We start from the raw sequence: 17,101 nt of genomic DNA on the forward strand, positions 1-17,101 counted from the left end.
ATCCGAATTATGTTCAGCCGCCGTAACGTTGGCCGGGACGGTCATCCAGGGCGTAGGCGTGATAGCCGTAGCGCTGACTGCGATCGGCAGCGTCGGTGCGTTCCAATCGGAAGCCCGGCTCTTCGGCCGGACGCTGCACCAGGAAGCTCAGTGCCGTGCTCTGCCGCCCGTAGGTGGCGTCGTAGGCGTTGATCCGGATGTAGTGCCGGGGGAAGGTCGACCGGCAGGCGTTGATCTCGGCGAGTACGCCGTCGGGCTCATCCAGGTCGAACAGGGGCAGGCCCCACATCTCCCAGTAGACATTGCGCGGGTGCGGATCATCGGTGTATTCGATGGAGACCGGCCAATTGTTGAGCAGGGCGTAGCGGACCTGGGCGGCGATTTCCTCATCCGTGAAATCGGGCAGGTGCGCGAAGGTGCCATGGCGCAGTTGCATTGTGGTTCAACGCCTTTCAGCGAGTCGCGGTCGGAATGGCGTCGGGGGCGTCGGTGGAGGTGTAGTCGAAGGTGACATCACCCCACGTCTTCAGCGCGACTTCGAGGGGCCGATTGGTCTCGGAAGCACGGCGCAGAATATCCGGGCCCTCCTTGAGCAGATCGCGACCTTCGTTGCGCGCCTTCACCATTACTTCCAGCGCGATGCGATTGGCCTCCGCGCCCGCGGCGATGCCCATGGGATGGCCGATGGTGCCGCCGCCGAATTGCAGGCAGACGTCATCGCCGAACAGATCGAGCAGCTGATGCATCTGCCCGGCGTGAATACCGCCCGACGCCACCGGCATCACGCCGGGCAGGCTCGCCCAGTCCTGATCGAAGAAGATGCCATTGGCCGGATTGGTGGGAACGTGGTTGTCCCGCATCGTGTCATAGAAGCCCTTGACGGTGTGCGGATCGCCTTCCAGCTTGCCCACGACCGTGCCCGCGTGCAGGTGATCCACGCCGATCAGACGGCACCACTTGGCCAGTACGCGGAAGCTCACACCGTGCGTCTTCTGCCTGGTGTAGGTGGAGTGCCCGGCGCGGTGCAGGTGCAGCAGCATGCCATTGCGCCTGGCCCACTTGGACATCGACTGCATGGCGGTGTAGCCGACAGTCAGATCCATCATGATGATGACGCTGCCGAGGGATTTCGCGAATTCCGCGCGCTCGTACATGTCTTCCATATCGGCGGCGGTGACATTGAGGTAATGCCCTTTGAGCTCACCGGTATCGGCGATGGCGCGATTGACGCCCTCCATGGCGTACAGGTAGCGATCACGCCAGCGCATGAACGGCTGCGAGTTGATGTTCTCGTCGTCCTTGGTGAAATCCAGTCCGCCTCTACAGGCTTCATAGACCACGCGGCCGTAGTTGCGGGCCGAGAGACCGAGTTTCGGCTTCACTGTCGCGCCCAGCAGCGGGCGGCCGTACTTATTCAGGTATTCCCGTTCCATAACGATTCCGTGCGGCGGACCCTGAAAGGTCTTCACGTATGCAACGGGAATTCGCATGTCCTCCAGGCGCAATGCCGCCAGCGGTTTGAAACCGAATACATTGCCGATCACCGAGGAGGTCAGATTGGTGATCGAACCCTCTTCGAAGAGGTCGAGATCGTATGCCACATAGGCGAAGTACTCGCCCGGACGGCCCGGCACCTCGTCGACGCGGTAGCACTTGGCCTGGTAGCGGCTGTGCGCGGTGAGGCGGTCGGTCCACACGACAGTCCATGTGGCGGTGGAGGATTCGCCCGCGACGGCGGCCGAGGCCTCGATCGGGTCGACGCCCTTCTGCGGGGTCACCCGGAAGACGGCCAGGACATCGGTGTCCTTGGGCTCGTAGTCGGGGTTGTAGTATCCCATCGACGCGTAGGACTGTACGCCCGGATCCCACCGGCCGCGGGTGCCATCCTGATCATCGGTTACGGCCATCATTCCTCCTGCGAACCGGGTTGGGCGACTTGCGATTCCCAGGATGACGGCAGTGTTATCGACAAACAATTCGATTGTTTCTCGTCTCCCTCAACCATTTTGTCGTGTTTGCTACCGTTTGTGGATGGGTACGGTGAGCGCTGTCCGCATGGAAACGTTTCTCGCCGTGGCACGGCACAGCAGTATCCGGCGGGCCGCCGCGCAGTTGCACATCACCGAAGCCGCCGCGTCGGCGGCGGTTGCGCACATCGAGAAACAGTTGGGCGCCAAACTGATTGCGAAATCGGGGCGCGGTATCGCGCTCACCGAGGCCGGAAGAGTGTACGCCGACTATTGCCGCAGCATCCTGGGACTGATGAAGGAGGCGCATGCGGCGGTGCGCGAGGCGGAGACGGGGCGGCTGCGAATCGGGGTCGTCGCGACGGCCGGGGAGTACGTGCTGCTGCGGCTGCTGGCCTCGTTCCGGAACCGGTATCCCGATATCGAGCTGGGGTTGTCCATTCAGCCCCGGGACGTGCTGTTCGTCGAATTGACGCACCACGAAACCGATCTCGTGGTCGCGGGGCGGCCGCCGCGCGAGGCCGGGCTGGTGACACGCGCCCGAAGACCCTGTCAGTTGGTCGTAGTGGGCGCGCCCGGGCGGTGGCCGGATCCGTCCGAGGCGACGTGGCTGCTCCGGGGTGCGGGGTCGGGTACCCGGGATACCACGCTCGCCCTGTTCGATCGGCTCCAGATACGGCCTCCCACACTGACTCTCGGCACGCACGGGGCGGCGCTGGCGGCGGCTCGGGAAGGGTTGGGCATCACCCTGATTCACTCCGACGCCATCGAGAACGATTTGGCGGATCGGCATCTGGAGGTGCTGCCGATCGAGGGGACGCCGCTCAATCGGCCCTGGCACGCGGTCACCACGCGCACGCCGACGCCGGCGGCGCGGTTGTTCCTGACGCACATCACCGATCCGGAGCGGGTGGGCGAGAAGGCGTTTCGCGCCGCGTGATCAGAGCTGGAAGACGCGCCGGGCGTTGCCGGCGAGATACAGTTCGCGCACCTCCACATCCAGGCTCAGGTCGTCGAGGCCCTGCAGGGCGTGGCCGGGCAGGATCATCGGATAGTTCGTCCCGAAGAGCACCTTGTGGCGTCCGGAATTCGACCGCATGTACGAGATCAATTCCGCCGGAAGGCGTTTCGTGGTGTACGCGGAGGTGTCGATATACACGTTCTCGTGTTTGCGCGCGACCGCGATCATCTCCTCGGTCCACGGGTAGCCGATATGTCCGCAGACGATGGTCAGCTCCGGGAAGTCCAAAGCCACCTGATCGATGTACGGGATCGGCCGTCCCGGTTCCGACGGCCGCAGCGGTCCGGTGTGCCCGACCTGCGTGCAGAACGGGATTCCGGCTTCGACACAGGCCGCGTAGATGGGATAGAACCGCCGATCGGTGGGCGGGGTTTCCCACAGCCACGGCAGCACCCGGACACCCTTGAATCCGAGCTCGGCGCACCGCCTTATCTCGCGCACGGCCTCCATCGGCCGGCGCAATCCCACCGACGCGACACCGGTCAAACGATCCGGTGCCTCCCCCACCCAGGCCGCCACCTCGTCATTGGAGATGAGCACCCCCTCGGGCCCATGCCACGCCGAGATCAGCGCCCGTTCGATGCCCGAGGCGTCCATCACCCCGAGCGTCACCGAGAGCGGAATCGCCTCGCTCGGGATGGTTCCGCCGGTCCACCGTCGCAATGACTCGAACATGTCGTGTTCGAGAAACCGCAGTGTCGGATGCTGAGCCCAGACATCGATCGTCACCGTTGCAGTGTCCTCCCGTACGTCCCCGGTCGTACCCCGAAATACGCCCGTGGTCGCAAGCCGCCCCCCGAATTTCGGCCTACTGTGGTGGACAGCGAACTTGATTCCCCCGGTGAGGTGGTTGGACATGACCGATTTCAGCCCCGCGGTATTCGGACCGCCCGCCCTGCGCGTGGGCACGGCCGAACGCGAGCAGGCCGCCGAATCCCTCGGCAAACATTTCACCGCAGGCCGCCTGGACGTCGACGAATACGACGACCGAGTAGCCCGCGCCTACGCCGCCAAAACCACAGCCGACCTCTCGGCCCTCTTCACCGACCTCCCCCAGCCCACCCCGATCCGCCCGGCTGCACCCCCGCCTGCCCCGCGCCCACCCCGCGCCTTCGTCCCGGTCGCACTGATCTCAATGCTCATCCTCGCCGTAGTGCTGGCCGCCACCACCCACATCTTCCCCTTCTTCATCTTCCCCCTGTTCTTCTTCCTCTTCGTCCGCTCCCGCCGCCGCGGTTTCAACCCCGGCTACCGCCGCTACTGACGGCCCAATCCGCCAGCGCCGACAGCGGAATCAGCAGCGACTCACCACGCGGCGAAAGCCGATATTCGACGCTCGGCGGCGAGGTGGGCAATACGGTGCGCTCGACGAGCCCATCCGATTCCAGCGCCCGCAAGGTCCGCGTCAACATCCGCTGACTGATGCCCTCGATGGCGCGCTGCAACTCGTTGAAGTGATAGGCGCGCCCGCCCAACAGCGCCAGCACCACCATCGTCCACTTATCGCCGATCCGCCGCGCCACCTCGGTAACCGGGCACGCTTCGTACTCCCCGACCGGCACCCGATCGGGCAACCGGGTTGCCACCATAGAGGGCACATTCGTGTGCGTATCAGCCATTAGAGTGCCTTCTTTCGCCATCACCGTGCCTCCCTCAGGATCGAGGTATCCACCCCGAGCCTAATGGAGGACCAGTGCCGAAAACCGTTGTGATCAGCGGAGGTACCGACGGAATGGGCCGCGCCTTCGCCCTGGCCCGCCTATCGCGCGGCGACCGCGTAATCGCCATCGGCAGCAACCCCGCCAAGGGCGAATCGCTGATCGCGGCAGCCGCCGCGACCGCGCGAAACCTGACGTTCCTACGCGCCGACCTCAGCTCGACCGTCGAAGTGAACCGGGTAATCGACCAGGTGACTGTCACCACCCCCACCGTCGACGCCCTCCTACTGTTCGCCAATCGCGTTCTCCCCCAACGCGTCCTAACCCCCGAAGGCTTCGAACACACCTTCGCCCTCTACTACCTGAGCCGACATCTCCTATCCCACGGCCTAACCCCCCTCCTCGACCGCAGCCCCACCCCCACAATCATCAGCATCGCGGGCGTAGGCGTAACCAAAGGCTCCATCAACTGGACCGACCCCCAACTCTCCCGCCGCTACACCCCCATAACCGCCCAACTCCAAGCCGGCCGAGCCAACGACCTCCTAGCCGTCTACTACGCCGAAACCTCGCACTCCCCAATCCCTTTCATCCTCTACCACCCCGGCTTCACCCGCAGCGGCGACCACTCACCCCTGAACCCACCCACCCGCCTCCTCCTACGCACCCTCTCCCGCCTCGCAGCCCAACCGATAACCACCGCGATCGCCCCCCTGCACGATTTCGTCGATACCCCACCCGCAGCACCCCTGACCGCGATCGACCGAGGCCGCCCTGTCCCCCTCGACTTCCCCACCCTCAACCCAGTCACCGCCCGCCGCCTCGCCGACCTGACCGCCACAATGCTCGCCGCGCAGCAACCGAACTCGCTCTGACACAGCCGTTTCGACCGCGAGTAGCTATCCCTTGCGCCCGAAACCTGAATCTGTATCGATCGCACTGACACAGGACTCATACTTCAGCTCGTAGTCGCGACGTGCTTCGGCGATGGCGTCGAGGCAGGCATCGACGGCTGGTTCGGTTGAGGTCATGGTCTGATGGAACGCGCGGACGCACGTGGCGAGATGGTCCACCGCTGCGGCGAACCCGGTGTCACCACCGACCTCGTCAGCGATCCGATTGAGCAGCTGCTGCCGAGTCACGTCCTGGCGATCGAGACCGAGGGACTGAATCACGGTCACACCAGTTTCGCGGAATGTCGTGGAGTGGGTGCCGCACTCGCTCAATTGCAGATTGAAAGATGATCCGGAGGTGAATTCGGAGTCCAGGCGTGTCAGTACCCATGCGGCGCGGAGTACCTGGATGTAGGGATCCGTTCGGTCCCAGTTGCCCGACATCGCGGAAAGCAACTGTCTCGCAGTCGGTTTCGTCAAGGCGATCAGGTCCTCGGCCTGATTGTCCCGGACCCCACGAGGACGTCGAAAGCGGCGGCCTTCCGGGCGCAGAAACTAGTCCGGCATCGGAGGTGGCTCTGCATGATCCGGTGCGCTTCGATACGGCTCGGCAGTTGATCGGGTGCGTCGTGCAGCCACTCGAACGGTCGAACACTGGCTGCGGTGAGTCGATGTTTTGCGGGCTGCCGGTTGGTTCGCTGCACGGCGGCAAGGTGTTTCGGCTCCGAAAGAGGTAAGCGCCACGCGCAGAGAGTGAAGACGGTCAGGCTTGTGATCAGGCCGAACAAGATCGATGTCGTCAGCATCGTGTCCTCGTAGGGTTGGCTGTTCCGAATTGGAGGTAGAGCTGCCGCGCCGTTCCGGCGTCGGGATCTGATATCAGAGTCTCACCCGACTGTGTCCTAAAGAAGGTCATTGATGAGGACTTCGATGGGACATTAAATGTCCCAAGCAGGACATGAAAAGGCTTGGGGGCGTTAGACTCTTGCCATGACGCATCCGGCACATGCGCTTCGTTCCGCGCGATTGGCCCTCGGATACCGTTCGCAGAAAGACTTGGCAGACGGACTCAACAAGATCGCGCGGGAAATCGGCCTACGCATCGCAGTCAACTCGAGGACGGTCCGTCGCTGGGAATCGGAGGAGCCACCCTGGCCGCAGGCGGAGCACGCCGCAGCGTTGGAGGCGCTCTTCGGGAGGCCGCTCACGGAACTGGGCTTCACCCCGTCACGAGGTGCGGGCGCGGAGCTGTCGTCCCGGACGTCCAGAAACAGGTATACGGAGACTTGGGCATCTCGTCACTCCGGCGTGGACTCGGCGCCCTTGCCACCTTCGGTGGCATCCGACTTCATGGCCTCTACGTCCGCGTACCGCCGGATGTACTGGTCGGTCCCCGCCGCCCGGCTGGAGCGTCTTGTGGCAGAGCACGCAGCTTTCGGCTGGGACTTGCATCCGCAGCTGCCTGGTCCAGCGAAATCGCTGATGGCGCGCGCGGTTTCGGAATCCAGCCTGCTGGCGGGACGGCTCGAATTCTTCGACCTTCAGCAGCCTGAATTGGCGAAGCCGAGCTTCCTTCTCGCATTGCAGGCTGCCAGCGCGGCCGAGGATGAACTGCTCGGAGCCGCAGCGCTCGCGCATATGGCTTTCGCTCCGGCGTTTTCCGGCGAGGCGGAGCGAGCAGAAGAAGCACGCGACAAACTTCGGGCGTCGCGCGCGTTCGCAGTCCGCGGGAATGCCAGCCCGGAATTGGTGGCGTGGCTCGATGCAGTGGAAGCCGAGGTCGAAACCCGATTCGGTGATACCGGGCGGGCTCTTCGCCTGATCGAACATGCAGAGGAGTCCTATCGGAATTACAACTCCGAAGAGAACCCAAGTCCGGCATGGCTGGACTGGTTCTCGCCAGTTCGGCTCGCTGGATTCAAAGGAAATACGCTGCTCGCTGCCGGACGGGGTCGGGATGCCCGTGAGGCGCTCGAAGGCGCGATCGCCGTACTTCCCGAGGATGCGAAGAAGCAGCGCGCCGTCTTCCTTGCGGATCTTGCCGCCGCGTCCGTGCTCGAGCGCGATCCTGAGCAGGCTTGCGGATATCTGGACGAGACGTTGACCGTGCTCGGAGAACACTGGTACGCCACAGCGATGGACCGAGTCAAAGCGGTTCGTCATTCTTTGCGTGAATGGGACTCACTGCCAAGGGTTCGTGCGCTCGATGGAAAGCTCTACAACTGGCACACTACGATCAAGTCATTGGCTACGTAGCGAATCTTGCTCCTCTGCAACGATATCTGCCAAAGTGTTGAGGTCCGTGATCTTCCAGTCGGCAAGCTCCGCCACCTGCGGGCTATCGCGTTGGATCCATCCCCACGGACCACGCTGGATGAATGCCGTACGCATACCTGCCGTCTTCGCGGGGGCTATATCGTTGTCGAGTCGGTCGCCCACGTAAACGATCTGGTCGGCTTCGCACGGCGCGACTTCGACGATCTTCTCGAAGAAGCCCAGAGCGGGCTTCTGGATTCCCCAATCATCTGATGTCGCAATGAAATCGGTGGGCAAATCGAGGCTACGTAGAATGCCGCCGGATCGAACCGTTTGATTGCCGACGATCCCAACCCACACGCCCATATCGCGAAGCTTGGATAGGGCGGGTCGTACGTCCGAGTAGAGATCTTCTTCGCCGTAGGTCTCGGGATGTCCGGCCGCAGCACGCGCTTCGCGCTGTTGGGACAGATCGAATCCGGGGCGGAAGATCTGGAAGGCCTCGCGATAGTCCTGGCCGAGCGCGATCACCGCACCGAAAACGGAGACGAAGGTATGTCGCGGCACGCCAAGCCAATCCGCCCAAGTCCCGTACTCGCGCGTCTCATCGACCAACGTCTCCCCGACGTCGAACACAACAGCCTGGATCATGTGCCACACGGTACCGTTCCAGCGAAATCACCTCGGTCGCCTACCCTCTAGATCAAGGAGTGGGGTGGGTGATTTCGTCGTTCGCTGGCCAGTCTCGCTGTAGCAGGCTGAGTGGGAGGTAGTCGGATCCCACCTCGATCGCGTGGCCGCAATCCTGGGCTAGGCGGACCAGGGCCAGCGGGCCGAGGGCCGAGGTGGCCTTCTATGCCTGTGGCGCGTCGGGAATCGGCGGTCCAGTAGTCGCGGTGGTGCCGTAGTGCAACGGCGAGTGTGTCGTTGAACGCGCGTTCGTCCATGCGGTGCAGGGTGTGGAAGAGGCTGATCGGCTGGTAGGCGATTTGGTCGAGGTAGTCGCGCGGGATGGTTGTCACGATGTCGGGAACGGAAGTGAAACTCTTCCGCGGTGACCTCCGGGGAACGCAGCGTCTCGGCAGGGATCAGGGAAAGCCGTTGTAGCCGTTGTTGATCCGAGCAAATGAGCCCGGGATAGAACGTGGTGATCCAATCCTGGACGGTACATTCGGTACGGGGCCCGAGACTTCCTGTTTCAGGAGCCGCGCGAGCCCGAGTCTGCTCGCCCTTCATCCTGATGCGCCGGTACTGTCACGACCAAATGGTGGAGACGCCATCGACCTCAACGGGTAGCCCAGCTGGAAGCCACCCGGATGCGGCTTGTCCCTGCCAACCGTGCGCGTGCACGGCCAGGGCCGTCAATCCGATCACCGGCAGTGGCAGCAGTACGCTCGGCTCCGGGCTGCCGCTGATCTGATCCCTGTACCAGCCCAACCATGCGCGCCGCTCGACTTCGAAACCGGATTCATCCTCTTCCAACAACGCCCGCAGCATCCCGGCGGGTGAGCCGGCGCCAATGGGTGTTGCGGCCAAGAGCCTCCGATAGTGCTGTCGATTCTCGTCCGATGGCCGGCACAGTCGAGATGCCGGATACTCACCGCCGATATAGTCGGACAGCGCGTTCATGACAATTCCCTCGAGGCTGTCACCGCACACATCGAAGATCTCCGGTGCGGAGTTTTCCGCGAGCACACCGCCCTGGACGGACACCAATCCGCCCATGATCATCAGCCAGTACGCGTCCAGCCAACGGGACACCGGCGGGACCGTCTCCGACAAGTAGTGGAAATCCTGCTCCTGTGAGGAGATGCCTTCGCCGATCATGAGCAATCGGATGTCCTGGTCGCCGAGCGGCCACATCTCCAACTCGATCGCACCGAAGGCTGCTTCCGCGGCGGTGCGCATCGCGGTGCGCGCGGACTTCGAACTCAGGCCGGGATCCGCAATCGAACAGGCCCCGAGATAGTCCCGAAGCCTATCGACCATCCCCCACAACTCCGTGACCGGATCGTCGGACGCGTATCGAATCTCGTACCAGGACTTCCAGATACTGTGCTCGATATCGGCCAGTGCGGCCTCGACGCGGTCATCAGCGACGTCGGATAGCGGGAGCTGCACGCTCGATCTCCTTTGTGTGGCGATACAGCGTAGCGTCCGATGCGATGTTCGAAGATGCTGTGCACCTTCGTGATCGGTGGATTCTCGAATTTCATTGCCCCGCAGTCCCGATTCCGTAGTCGTGCGGCCAGTCTCGCTGTAGCAGAACGGGTGGGAGGTAGTCGGATTTCACGGTGATGGTGTGGCCGCAGTCCTGGGCGAGGCAGGCGATGGCGAGTAGGCCCAGGGCGAGGTCGGGGTCCATGGTTTCGGGGGGTTCTTTGTCGGACCAGTAGTCGCGGTGTAGGCGTAGGGCGCGGGTCAGGGTGTCGTTGAAGGCGCGTTCGTCTTTGCGGTGCAGGGCGTGGAAGAGGTTGATGGGCTGGTAGAGGATGAGGTTGAGGTAGTCGGGTGGGATGGTTGTCGCGATTTCGGGTTTGGATTGGGTGATCGCCTCGCCCAGTTTCACGGCCCATTCGGGGTCATCTTCGAACCAGGTTTGCAGCGCTCGTACCCAGCGGAAGTAGAACTCCTCCTCGAAGGCGCGTGGTGAGCGCAGGGAGTCGACCGGGATGTATGAAAGGTGGTGCAACCGTAGCGGATCCGTGCAGATCAGCCCGAGATAGAACGTGGTGATCCAGTGCTGGACCGTTTGTTCCGAGGACGGACCGAGTGCGGGAATGAGGTGGATTTGTCCGGCTATCTCGCATTCGACGACGCCGTCGGTGTGTGCGGTGAGTTCGAACATCGCGCAGCCCAGTTGCAACGCGTGCACGGCCGCCAGTCGCGCGTCGTGCGGGCTGTCACCGGGTGAGTAGGCAGCGCACTGTGCTCGAAGCGAAAGCTCCGCCAACTCGAATGCCGAGAAGATGGAACGGGGTGATCGCGCCAGATTCGAGATGGCGTCGGCGACAAGATGTTTCAGGGTTCGTGCGAGCTCGGACGTACTCCGTCGTTCGCCCGGATGCGCCGGAACCGAGACGGTCAGTACGGTGGGGACGCCATCGATCTCGATGGGAAGTCCGGCAGGCAGCCAGCCGGAGTCCGCCTGTGCGCGCCAGCCGTGTGCGTGCACGGCCAGCGCGGTCAACCCCAGCACGGGCAGTGGCAGCAGGTCGCGGGGCTCCGGATCGGCGCCGAACTCCGCGCGATGCCAGGCCAGCCAGCTCTCTCGCTCATGTTCGAAAGCCGCTTCGTCATCGGCCAAGAGCGCCCGCAGCATCCCGGCTTCCGACCCCGCGGTGATCGGTGCGGCGGCCAGGCGATCGAGGTGATGTGCGCGGACAGCGGCCGGTGGGAGGCCTATATAGGACTCCGGAAACGGTCCGCCGATGTACTCGGACAGCGCCGTCACGATCAGCCCATTGACGCTCTCACCGCAGGCGTCGGCCACCTCCGGCGCGTGATCCTCGACGAGCACCGCGCCCTGATGCGATACCACTCCGCCCAGGATCATCAACCAGAAAGCCTCCATCCACCGGGACACCGGCGGGATGCTGTCACTCAGATAGTGGAAATCCCGACTCTCCGAGGAGATCGCCTCATTGATCATCAGCAATCGAATGTCCTGGTCGCCGCTGGGCCACCGCTCCAAACAGATTGCACCGAAAGCGGCTTCGGCGGCGGTGCGCATCGCGACGCGCGCGGATTCGGCGCGCAGATCGCGATCTCTGGTCGATCCGGCTCCGACGTAATCCAGCAGTGCGTCGACCATCCCCCACCACTCCGTGACCGGATCCCGGGCGTCATATCGAATCGTGTACCAGGACTGCCAGATTCGGCGATCAATATCGGTCAGTGCGGCGTCGACGCGATCATCGGCGACGCCGTACAGGGGGAACTCCACGCTCCATCTCCTTTGTGCGGCGACACAGCCTAGCGCTCGCCGCGAATCTTCGAAGATGTTGCGCTGCTTCGTGATCGGTGGTGACAAGATCGAGATCGGAAACCGAACGAGAGGTATCGACCATGACGGATCCGGTAGTGCGTCCCATCGGCCGGGTGGAGTCCCCGCTGACCGATCTCGACGCGGCGCCACGCCAGGGCGATGAAGGCGCACCCGACTGCGATCTGGCGCTGGCGGACGAATTCGCCCCGGCGCTGACCGGCCTGAGCGCCGGTGCGGAAATCATCGTCCTCACCTGGCTCGACCGCGCCGCGCGCGACCAATTGGTCGTATACCCGCGCGGCGACCGCACCCGCTCCGAAACCGGCGTCTTCGCGACGCGGTCGCCGCATCGCCCCAACCCGATCGGATTGCACACCGTCACGATCGTGTCGATCGACGGCACCCGGGTGCGAGTCCGCGATCTGGAAGCGGTCGACGGCACCCCGGTGCTGGATATCAAGCCCGTCCTGGGTCCGATAGACCAGCGATAGCGCGTCCCCACGGCGAAGTTGTCGTAGTTTGTCGTAGGGCGTCCGTATGGTCCTGGTCATGACCGATATCGCCCCCTTGGCCGCAACCGCACGGGCGAAATTCGGCGACCCCGGAGTCCACGCCATCGTCCGCAACGGCCGCACCGTGCACGCGGTCGGCCTGGGAACCTGGTTCGGCACCGAAGAAGTCCCGGAACTGTTGTGCCACACCGGAGTCGCCGGTTGGTCCCCCTCGGCATTGCAGCCCACCCGAGCCGCCGTCACCTGCGTCCGCTGCCTACGCAGCCTCAACACCGACGCCGAGTCCGCCTCACCCCAGCTGTCGCTGTTCGGCCGCGACTGGCAATCCGAACAACTCACGCTCTGACATCGTCGAGCTCCTAGCGCGGTGCCGTCACCGCGCTATTCACCCATGTCCCGGGGACGATCCGGCCAGTGGGACACGTCACCATTTCGTTAGTTAGCCTTATGCAACTATATTGGACGAGTTCGTTCGATACAGTTTTGGAGGCTCTGCATGGGTGCGCCGACCACCGACCTCGACAGCGGTGATGTCCAGACCATTCGGAGGCGGCTCCGGGTGGATCGCGATCATCCGCATTACAAGTGGGTGGCGTTGTCGAACACCACCCTGGGCATGTTGATGGTGACCATCAACTCCTCGATCGTCATCATCTCGCTGCCGGCGATCTTCCGTGGCATCGATCTGAATCCGCTGGAACCCGGGAATGTCAGCTATCTGCTGTGGCTGCTCATGGGCTTCCTGCTCACCTCGGCCGTGCTGGTGGTGCTGTTCGGGCGGCTCGGCGACATGTTCGGGCGAGTGAAGATCTACAACCTCGGGTTCGTGGTGTTCACGATCTGCGCTGTCGCGCTGTCATTCGATCCGTTCACGCATGGGGCGGGGGCCATCTGGCTGATCGGCTGGCGAGTGGTGCAGGGTGTCGGCGGAGCCATGTTGATGGCGAACTCGGCGGCGATCCTCACCGACGCGTTTCCCGCCAATCGGCGTGGTGTGGCGCTGGGCATCAATCAGGTTGCGGCCGTTGCCGGTTCGTTCCTGGGCCTGCTGATCGGCGGCATCCTGTCGGAGTGGGATTGGAAGGCGATCTTCTGGGTCACCATTCCGTTCGGCATCCTGGGCACCGTCTGGTCGTACCGGTCGCTGCACGACAACGGCATGCGCACCGCCGGATCGCTGGATCTGCCGGGCACCATCACCTTCGCGCTGGGCTTGACCGCACTGCTCACCGGCATCACGTATGGCATTCAGCCGCACGGTGATTCGAAGACCGGCTGGGACAACCCGCTGGTGCTGGCCGCGGTGTTCGGCGGTATCGCACTGCTGGTCCTGTTCTGCTACATCGAATCCCGCGTCGCACAGCCGATGTTCCAATTGACGCTGTTCAAGAATCGCGCGTTCGGACTCGGCAATCTCGCGGGCCTGATGGCCTCGGTCGGCCGCGGCGGCATGCAGTTCATGCTGATCATCTGGTTGCAGGGCATCTGGTTGCCGTTGCACGGGTACGACTTCGAATCCACTCCGCTGTGGGCCGGTATCTACATGCTGCCGTTGACCGCCGGATTCCTGGTGGCGGGCCCGATCTCGGGCTGGCTCAGCGATAAATACGGCGCACGCTATTTCGCGGCCGGTGGTCTGCTGCTGGCGGCGGTCACGTTCGTGCTGCTCGTGGTGATTCCGGTGGACTTCAATTACTGGCTGTTCGCGCTGATCATCCTGCTGAACGGCCTCGGCACCGGCATCTTCACCTCGCCGAACACCGCCGAGATCATGTCCTCGGTTCCGGCATCGCAGCGCGGTGTGGCATCGGGTATGCGCGGCACGCTCATGAACGGCGGTATGGCGCTCTCGATCGGCGTGTTCTTCTCGCTCATGATCGTCGGTCTGTCCGGAACCTTGCCCGGTGCAATGGATTCCGGCTTGCGTGAGCAGGGCGTCTCCCCCGCCGTGGCGGGTCAGATCGCGGATATGCCGCCCGTCGGCAGCCTCTTCGCGACGTTCCTGGGCTACAACCCGTTCAAGGAACTGCTCGGCCCGAGCGGCACGCTCGACAAGCCCGGCGTCAACTCCGAGGTGCTGACCGGCCAGGAGTTCTTCCCGCACTTGATTTCCGGCCCCTTCCACTCGGGTCTGGTGGTCGTGTTCCTCGCGGCCGCACTTATGATGCTGATCGGTGCGGTGGCATCCTGGTTCGCAGGCAGCGGGAAGGCTCCCGACGAAGCCGAAGAACTCATCGAAGCCGACCGCGCGGGAATCTGACCCTTGATCGAGGAGGCCGCACTGCATCAGCACACGAGTGTCGCCGACCCCGATCAGCTGACCGAGGCGGCCGAGCTCTACCACACCATCGGCCGCCTGCTCCGGCTGCTGCGCCACTCGGGTGACCTGGGTTCGCTCAGCCCCGGCGCGGCGTCGGCGCTGGCCTCGGTGGCGCGCGGCGGGCCGATGCGGCTCAGCGATCTGGCCAATATCGAAAGGGTCAGCGCGCCAACCATGTCCCGCATGGTGACGGGTCTGGAGAAGGCGGGCTATATCGTCCGCGAAGCTGATCCGGAGGACGGTCGCGCCCAACTGCTGAGCGCGACCGATCAGGCCCACAATCTGGTCACCGGCCTCACCTCGGCTCGCATCCAGCGCTTCGCCGCCGCGATGGGCAACCTGGATCAGCCGCAGCGCGAGGCGCTCATGTCATCGCTCGGCACCCTGATCGAAGCACTGGATCAGCAGCCCGACTCACCCTGACCACTCGATCACCGTGAACCGGGGGCCGCGAGTCGCCGCCTCCCCGGTGAACCTGCGAACCATGGTGGCCGGGAACCGCCGGTGATCGGACCATCGGGTTGGTGAAGTGGACTGCGTGTCCATACTTCTCGCACCCACTCCCGTGGCCAAGCCGGGATTCGTCAGCTGGCTCGGTGTCATCGCGGTAATGCTCGGAATCTTCGCGATCGTCACCACCGAGATTCTGCCGATCGGCTTGCTGACCTCGATCGGCGCGGACTTCACCGTGTCCGACGGCATGGCCGGGCTGATGATGACCATGCCAGGCCTGCTCGCCGCCATCTCGGCCCCGGTGGTCAGCGTCGCGGGAGCACGGGTCGACCGCAAACGCCTGCTCATCGTCTGCACCCTCCTGTTGGTGGCGGCCAATCTGATCGCGGCCATCGCCCCGGCGTTCTGGATGGTGCTGGCTTCCCGGGTGCTGCTCGGAATCACCATCGGCGGATACTGGTCCATCGCAGCGGGATTGGCGAGCAGGCTGGTGCCGCCGGAAGCCGCGGCGCGAGCGACGACGGTGATCTTCGCCGCGGTGCCGCTGGGTTCGGTGCTGGGTGTCCCGGTAGGGACGTTCGTCGGAGATATCGCCGGATGGCGAGCCGCGTTCGTGGTGCTGGGCGTCCTGTCGGCAGCGGTGCTGGCACTGCTCGCCCTCGCCGTCCCCGCACTACCCGCGCATCAGGATCTCGGCTGGTCGACACTGCGCACGGGCCTGACCGCCCCCGGCGCCCGGTTCGCCTTGCTCGCAACGGTTCTCATCGTCACGGCCCAATTCGGGACCTACACCTACGTGACACCATTTCTCGAACAGGTCACCGGCGTCGGCAGCGTCACCGCCCTACTGCTGATCTACGGAATCGCAGGCATCGCCGGAAACTTCTTGGGCGGCAACCTCATTGCCCGCAGTCCGCGCGGCGCCCTCGGCGCAGCCGCGGCCCTCATGGCGCTCGCCCTACTGCTGCTTCCGGTGCTCGGCCGCTGGGAATCCGGCGCGGCCGCCCTACTGATCATCTGGGGCATCGGATACGGCGGCATCCCGGTCATTCTGCAAACCTGGTTCGCCGCGGCATCCCCGAACAGCGGCGAAGTGTCCTCGGTCCTGTTCACCGCCTCGTTCCAAGCCACTTTCTGCGCCGGCGCCCTGGCAGGCGGCGTACTACTCGACCGCACCTCCCCATCAACCGTCCTGATCTCCGGCGGTGCCATCGCAATCGCAGTACTGGTCATTTGCTTATGCGATTTGTCCGAAAAGTTGGCCTATTAGCGACGATTCGTGCCACAAAGATCACCCAATTTACCGAATGCGAGTTGGAGTTCATGTGCCGGTTCATAATTGGCACCATTGATCGATCCCACTGCAAGGGAGGGTCGGCCCTTGCCGGATAGTGAATCGAGGGTGCCATGTCGAATCCTCAACAACCCCCGCCCCCGCCTCCGGGTGGCCAGCCCATGTATGGGCAGGGGTATCCCGCACCGCCGCCGCGGAAACGAAAGATATGGCCGTGGGTGCTACTCGGGGTAATCGTCCTGTTCTTCGGCGGGTGCGTCGCGATTTTCAGCACCGCGGCGCACGAGGTGTCGAAGAGTGAGGATAAGCGCACGTCGGTGGCCGCGGCGGGCTCGGAAGTGCGGGACGGCAAGTTCGCCTTCATCGTCACCGCGGTGGATCCCGCCGTTGCGACGTTGGGCGACAATGAGATTCTGCGCAAGACCGCGCAGGGCGAGTACGTCGTCGTGCACGTCGATATCACCAATACCGGAGACAAAGCGCAAAGCTACTTCGGCGATAATCAGAAACTGATCGACGATCAGGGAAAGCAGTACAGCAATGACACGGCCGCGGAGTTGGCCGTGAATACGAGCCTCACTGCCGAAATCAACCCGGGGAACAAGTTATCGGTGTCGATCCCGTTCGATGTCCCGAAGGGAACGGTTCCGGCGGCGATCGAGTTGCACGACTCGGCATTCTCGGGCGGTGCGCGGGTGGCGCTCAAATAGGTTGGTGTACAACGCTTCGGCCGGATCCA

The 17,101-nt window shown here is 63.9% G+C and carries 19 protein-coding genes; 10 read left to right on the plus strand and 9 right to left on the minus strand.

The window, feature by feature from the left end:
* Positions 1 to 13: 13 nt before the first annotated feature.
* A complete protein-coding gene (locus ACFVUS_RS04615) occupies positions 14 to 436 on the minus strand; it encodes a ribulose bisphosphate carboxylase small subunit (protein WP_387761772.1) in 423 nt (140 codons plus the stop codon).
* Positions 437 to 452: 16 nt separating this feature from the next.
* Positions 453 to 1,907: a form I ribulose bisphosphate carboxylase large subunit gene (locus ACFVUS_RS04620; protein WP_387761773.1), complete on the minus strand. Its 1,455-nt coding sequence runs from the start codon at positions 1,905 to 1,907 to the stop codon at positions 453 to 455.
* Positions 1,908 to 2,031: 124 nt separating this feature from the next.
* On the opposite strand from ACFVUS_RS04620, the gene ACFVUS_RS04625 reads away from it, so the two are divergent.
* Entirely contained in the window at positions 2,032 to 2,907 is an 876-nt protein-coding gene (locus tag ACFVUS_RS04625; RefSeq protein ID WP_387761774.1) for a LysR family transcriptional regulator, read from the plus strand.
* Here ACFVUS_RS04625 and ACFVUS_RS04630 read toward each other — a convergent pair whose 3' ends face one another.
* Positions 2,908 to 3,717 (minus strand): amidohydrolase family protein, encoded by an 810-nt coding sequence (locus ACFVUS_RS04630; protein ID WP_387761775.1) that lies wholly within the window; start codon positions 3,715 to 3,717, stop codon positions 2,908 to 2,910.
* Positions 3,718 to 3,844: 127 nt separating this feature from the next.
* On the opposite strand from ACFVUS_RS04630, the gene ACFVUS_RS04635 reads away from it, so the two are divergent.
* On the plus strand, positions 3,845 to 4,252 hold the full coding sequence (locus ACFVUS_RS04635; protein WP_387761776.1) for a DUF1707 domain-containing protein: 408 nt from the start codon (positions 3,845 to 3,847) through the stop codon (positions 4,250 to 4,252).
* Here ACFVUS_RS04635 and ACFVUS_RS04640 read toward each other — a convergent pair.
* Complete coding sequence (locus ACFVUS_RS04640; RefSeq protein WP_387761777.1) at positions 4,227 to 4,577, minus strand: winged helix-turn-helix transcriptional regulator; 351 nt, start codon at positions 4,575 to 4,577, stop codon at positions 4,227 to 4,229. The genes ACFVUS_RS04635 and ACFVUS_RS04640 overlap by 26 nt on opposite strands.
* A gap of 104 nt (positions 4,578 to 4,681) precedes the next feature.
* Here ACFVUS_RS04640 and ACFVUS_RS04645 point away from each other — a divergent pair, with 104 nt between their 5' ends.
* Positions 4,682 to 5,521 carry an SDR family NAD(P)-dependent oxidoreductase gene (locus tag ACFVUS_RS04645; RefSeq protein WP_387761778.1) on the plus strand — a complete coding sequence of 280 codons (840 nt, stop codon included), beginning with the start codon at positions 4,682 to 4,684 and terminating at the stop codon, positions 5,519 to 5,521.
* A 24-nt stretch (positions 5,522 to 5,545) separates the two neighbouring features.
* Here the strand turns inward: ACFVUS_RS04645 and ACFVUS_RS04650 are convergent, their stop codons facing one another.
* Positions 5,546 to 5,995 carry a hypothetical protein gene (locus ACFVUS_RS04650; RefSeq protein ID WP_387761779.1) on the minus strand — a complete coding sequence of 150 codons (450 nt, stop codon included), beginning with the start codon at positions 5,993 to 5,995 and terminating at the stop codon, positions 5,546 to 5,548.
* A 534-nt stretch (positions 5,996 to 6,529) separates the two neighbouring features.
* On the opposite strand from ACFVUS_RS04650, the gene ACFVUS_RS04655 reads away from it, so the two are divergent.
* Positions 6,530 to 7,795: a hypothetical protein gene (locus tag ACFVUS_RS04655; RefSeq protein WP_387761780.1), complete on the plus strand. Its 1,266-nt coding sequence runs from the start codon at positions 6,530 to 6,532 to the stop codon at positions 7,793 to 7,795.
* Here ACFVUS_RS04655 and ACFVUS_RS04660 read toward each other — a convergent pair.
* From ACFVUS_RS04660 to ACFVUS_RS04675, 4 genes are all read right to left on the minus strand, one after another.
* Positions 7,781 to 8,446 carry an HAD family hydrolase gene (locus tag ACFVUS_RS04660; protein ID WP_387761781.1) on the minus strand — a complete coding sequence of 222 codons (666 nt, stop codon included), beginning with the start codon at positions 8,444 to 8,446 and terminating at the stop codon, positions 7,781 to 7,783. The genes ACFVUS_RS04655 and ACFVUS_RS04660 overlap by 15 nt on opposite strands.
* A 47-nt stretch (positions 8,447 to 8,493) precedes the next feature.
* Positions 8,494 to 8,880, minus strand: a complete 387-nt coding sequence (locus ACFVUS_RS04665; RefSeq protein WP_387765398.1) for an Imm49 family immunity protein — start codon at positions 8,878 to 8,880, stop codon at positions 8,494 to 8,496.
* A 169-nt stretch (positions 8,881 to 9,049) separates the two neighbouring features.
* Entirely contained in the window at positions 9,050 to 9,916 is an 867-nt protein-coding gene (locus ACFVUS_RS04670) for an Imm49 family immunity protein (protein ID WP_387761782.1), read from the minus strand.
* Positions 9,917 to 10,007: 91 nt separating this feature from the next.
* Complete coding sequence (locus ACFVUS_RS04675) at positions 10,008 to 11,741, minus strand: Imm49 family immunity protein (protein WP_387761783.1); 1,734 nt, start codon at positions 11,739 to 11,741, stop codon at positions 10,008 to 10,010.
* 122 nt (positions 11,742 to 11,863) lie between these two features.
* On the opposite strand from ACFVUS_RS04675, the gene tsaA reads away from it, so the two are divergent.
* The 6 genes from tsaA (at position 11,864) to ACFVUS_RS04705 (ending at position 17,072) form a co-directional block, all read left to right on the plus strand.
* On the plus strand, positions 11,864 to 12,274 hold the full coding sequence (tsaA, locus tag ACFVUS_RS04680) for a tRNA (N6-threonylcarbamoyladenosine(37)-N6)-methyltransferase TrmO (protein WP_387761784.1): 411 nt from the start codon (positions 11,864 to 11,866) through the stop codon (positions 12,272 to 12,274).
* A 58-nt stretch (positions 12,275 to 12,332) separates the two neighbouring features.
* Complete coding sequence (locus ACFVUS_RS04685; RefSeq protein WP_387761785.1) at positions 12,333 to 12,641, plus strand: hypothetical protein; 309 nt, start codon at positions 12,333 to 12,335, stop codon at positions 12,639 to 12,641.
* A 150-nt stretch (positions 12,642 to 12,791) separates the two neighbouring features.
* Positions 12,792 to 14,555, plus strand: a complete 1,764-nt coding sequence (locus ACFVUS_RS04690; RefSeq protein WP_387761786.1) for an MFS transporter — start codon at positions 12,792 to 12,794, stop codon at positions 14,553 to 14,555.
* A 3-nt stretch (positions 14,556 to 14,558) separates the two neighbouring features.
* Entirely contained in the window at positions 14,559 to 15,038 is a 480-nt protein-coding gene (locus ACFVUS_RS04695; RefSeq protein ID WP_387761787.1) for a MarR family winged helix-turn-helix transcriptional regulator, read from the plus strand.
* 115 nt (positions 15,039 to 15,153) lie between these two features.
* Entirely contained in the window at positions 15,154 to 16,338 is a 1,185-nt protein-coding gene (locus ACFVUS_RS04700; RefSeq protein ID WP_387761788.1) for an MFS transporter, read from the plus strand.
* Positions 16,339 to 16,679: 341 nt separating this feature from the next.
* The gene (locus ACFVUS_RS04705) at positions 16,680 to 17,072 is read left to right on the plus strand and encodes a DUF4352 domain-containing protein (protein ID WP_387761789.1); all 393 of its coding nucleotides are present in this window, start codon (positions 16,680 to 16,682) and stop codon (positions 17,070 to 17,072) included.
* Positions 17,073 to 17,101 lie beyond the last annotated feature (29 nt).

It is taken from the genome of Nocardia sp. NPDC058058 (assembly GCF_042885355.1).
GTDB lineage: Bacteria > Actinomycetota > Actinomycetes > Mycobacteriales > Mycobacteriaceae > Nocardia.

Excerpts from the sequence above, each read along its gene's own strand:
- ACFVUS_RS04685 (WP_387761785.1), top strand. The coding sequence starts at position 12,333 with ATGACCGATATCGCCCCCTTGGCCGCAACCGCACGGGCGAAATTCGGC.
- tsaA (WP_387761784.1), top strand. The coding sequence starts at position 11,864 with ATGACGGATCCGGTAGTGCGTCCCATCGGCCGGGTGGAGTCCCCGCTG.
- ACFVUS_RS04625 (WP_387761774.1), top strand. The coding sequence starts at position 2,032 with ATGGGTACGGTGAGCGCTGTCCGCATGGAAACGTTTCTCGCCGTGGCA.
- ACFVUS_RS04655 (WP_387761780.1), top strand. The coding sequence starts at position 6,530 with ATGACGCATCCGGCACATGCGCTTCGTTCCGCGCGATTGGCCCTCGGA.
- ACFVUS_RS04640 (WP_387761777.1), bottom strand. The coding sequence starts at position 4,577 with ATGGTGGCAACCCGGTTGCCCGATCGGGTGCCGGTCGGGGAGTACGAA.
- ACFVUS_RS04620 (WP_387761773.1), bottom strand. The coding sequence starts at position 1,907 with ATGGCCGTAACCGATGATCAGGATGGCACCCGCGGCCGGTGGGATCCG.
- ACFVUS_RS04635 (WP_387761776.1), top strand. The coding sequence starts at position 3,845 with ATGACCGATTTCAGCCCCGCGGTATTCGGACCGCCCGCCCTGCGCGTG.
- ACFVUS_RS04615 (WP_387761772.1), bottom strand. The coding sequence starts at position 436 with ATGCAACTGCGCCATGGCACCTTCGCGCACCTGCCCGATTTCACGGAT.
- ACFVUS_RS04660 (WP_387761781.1), bottom strand. The coding sequence starts at position 8,446 with ATGATCCAGGCTGTTGTGTTCGACGTCGGGGAGACGTTGGTCGATGAG.
- ACFVUS_RS04690 (WP_387761786.1), top strand. The coding sequence starts at position 12,792 with ATGGGTGCGCCGACCACCGACCTCGACAGCGGTGATGTCCAGACCATT.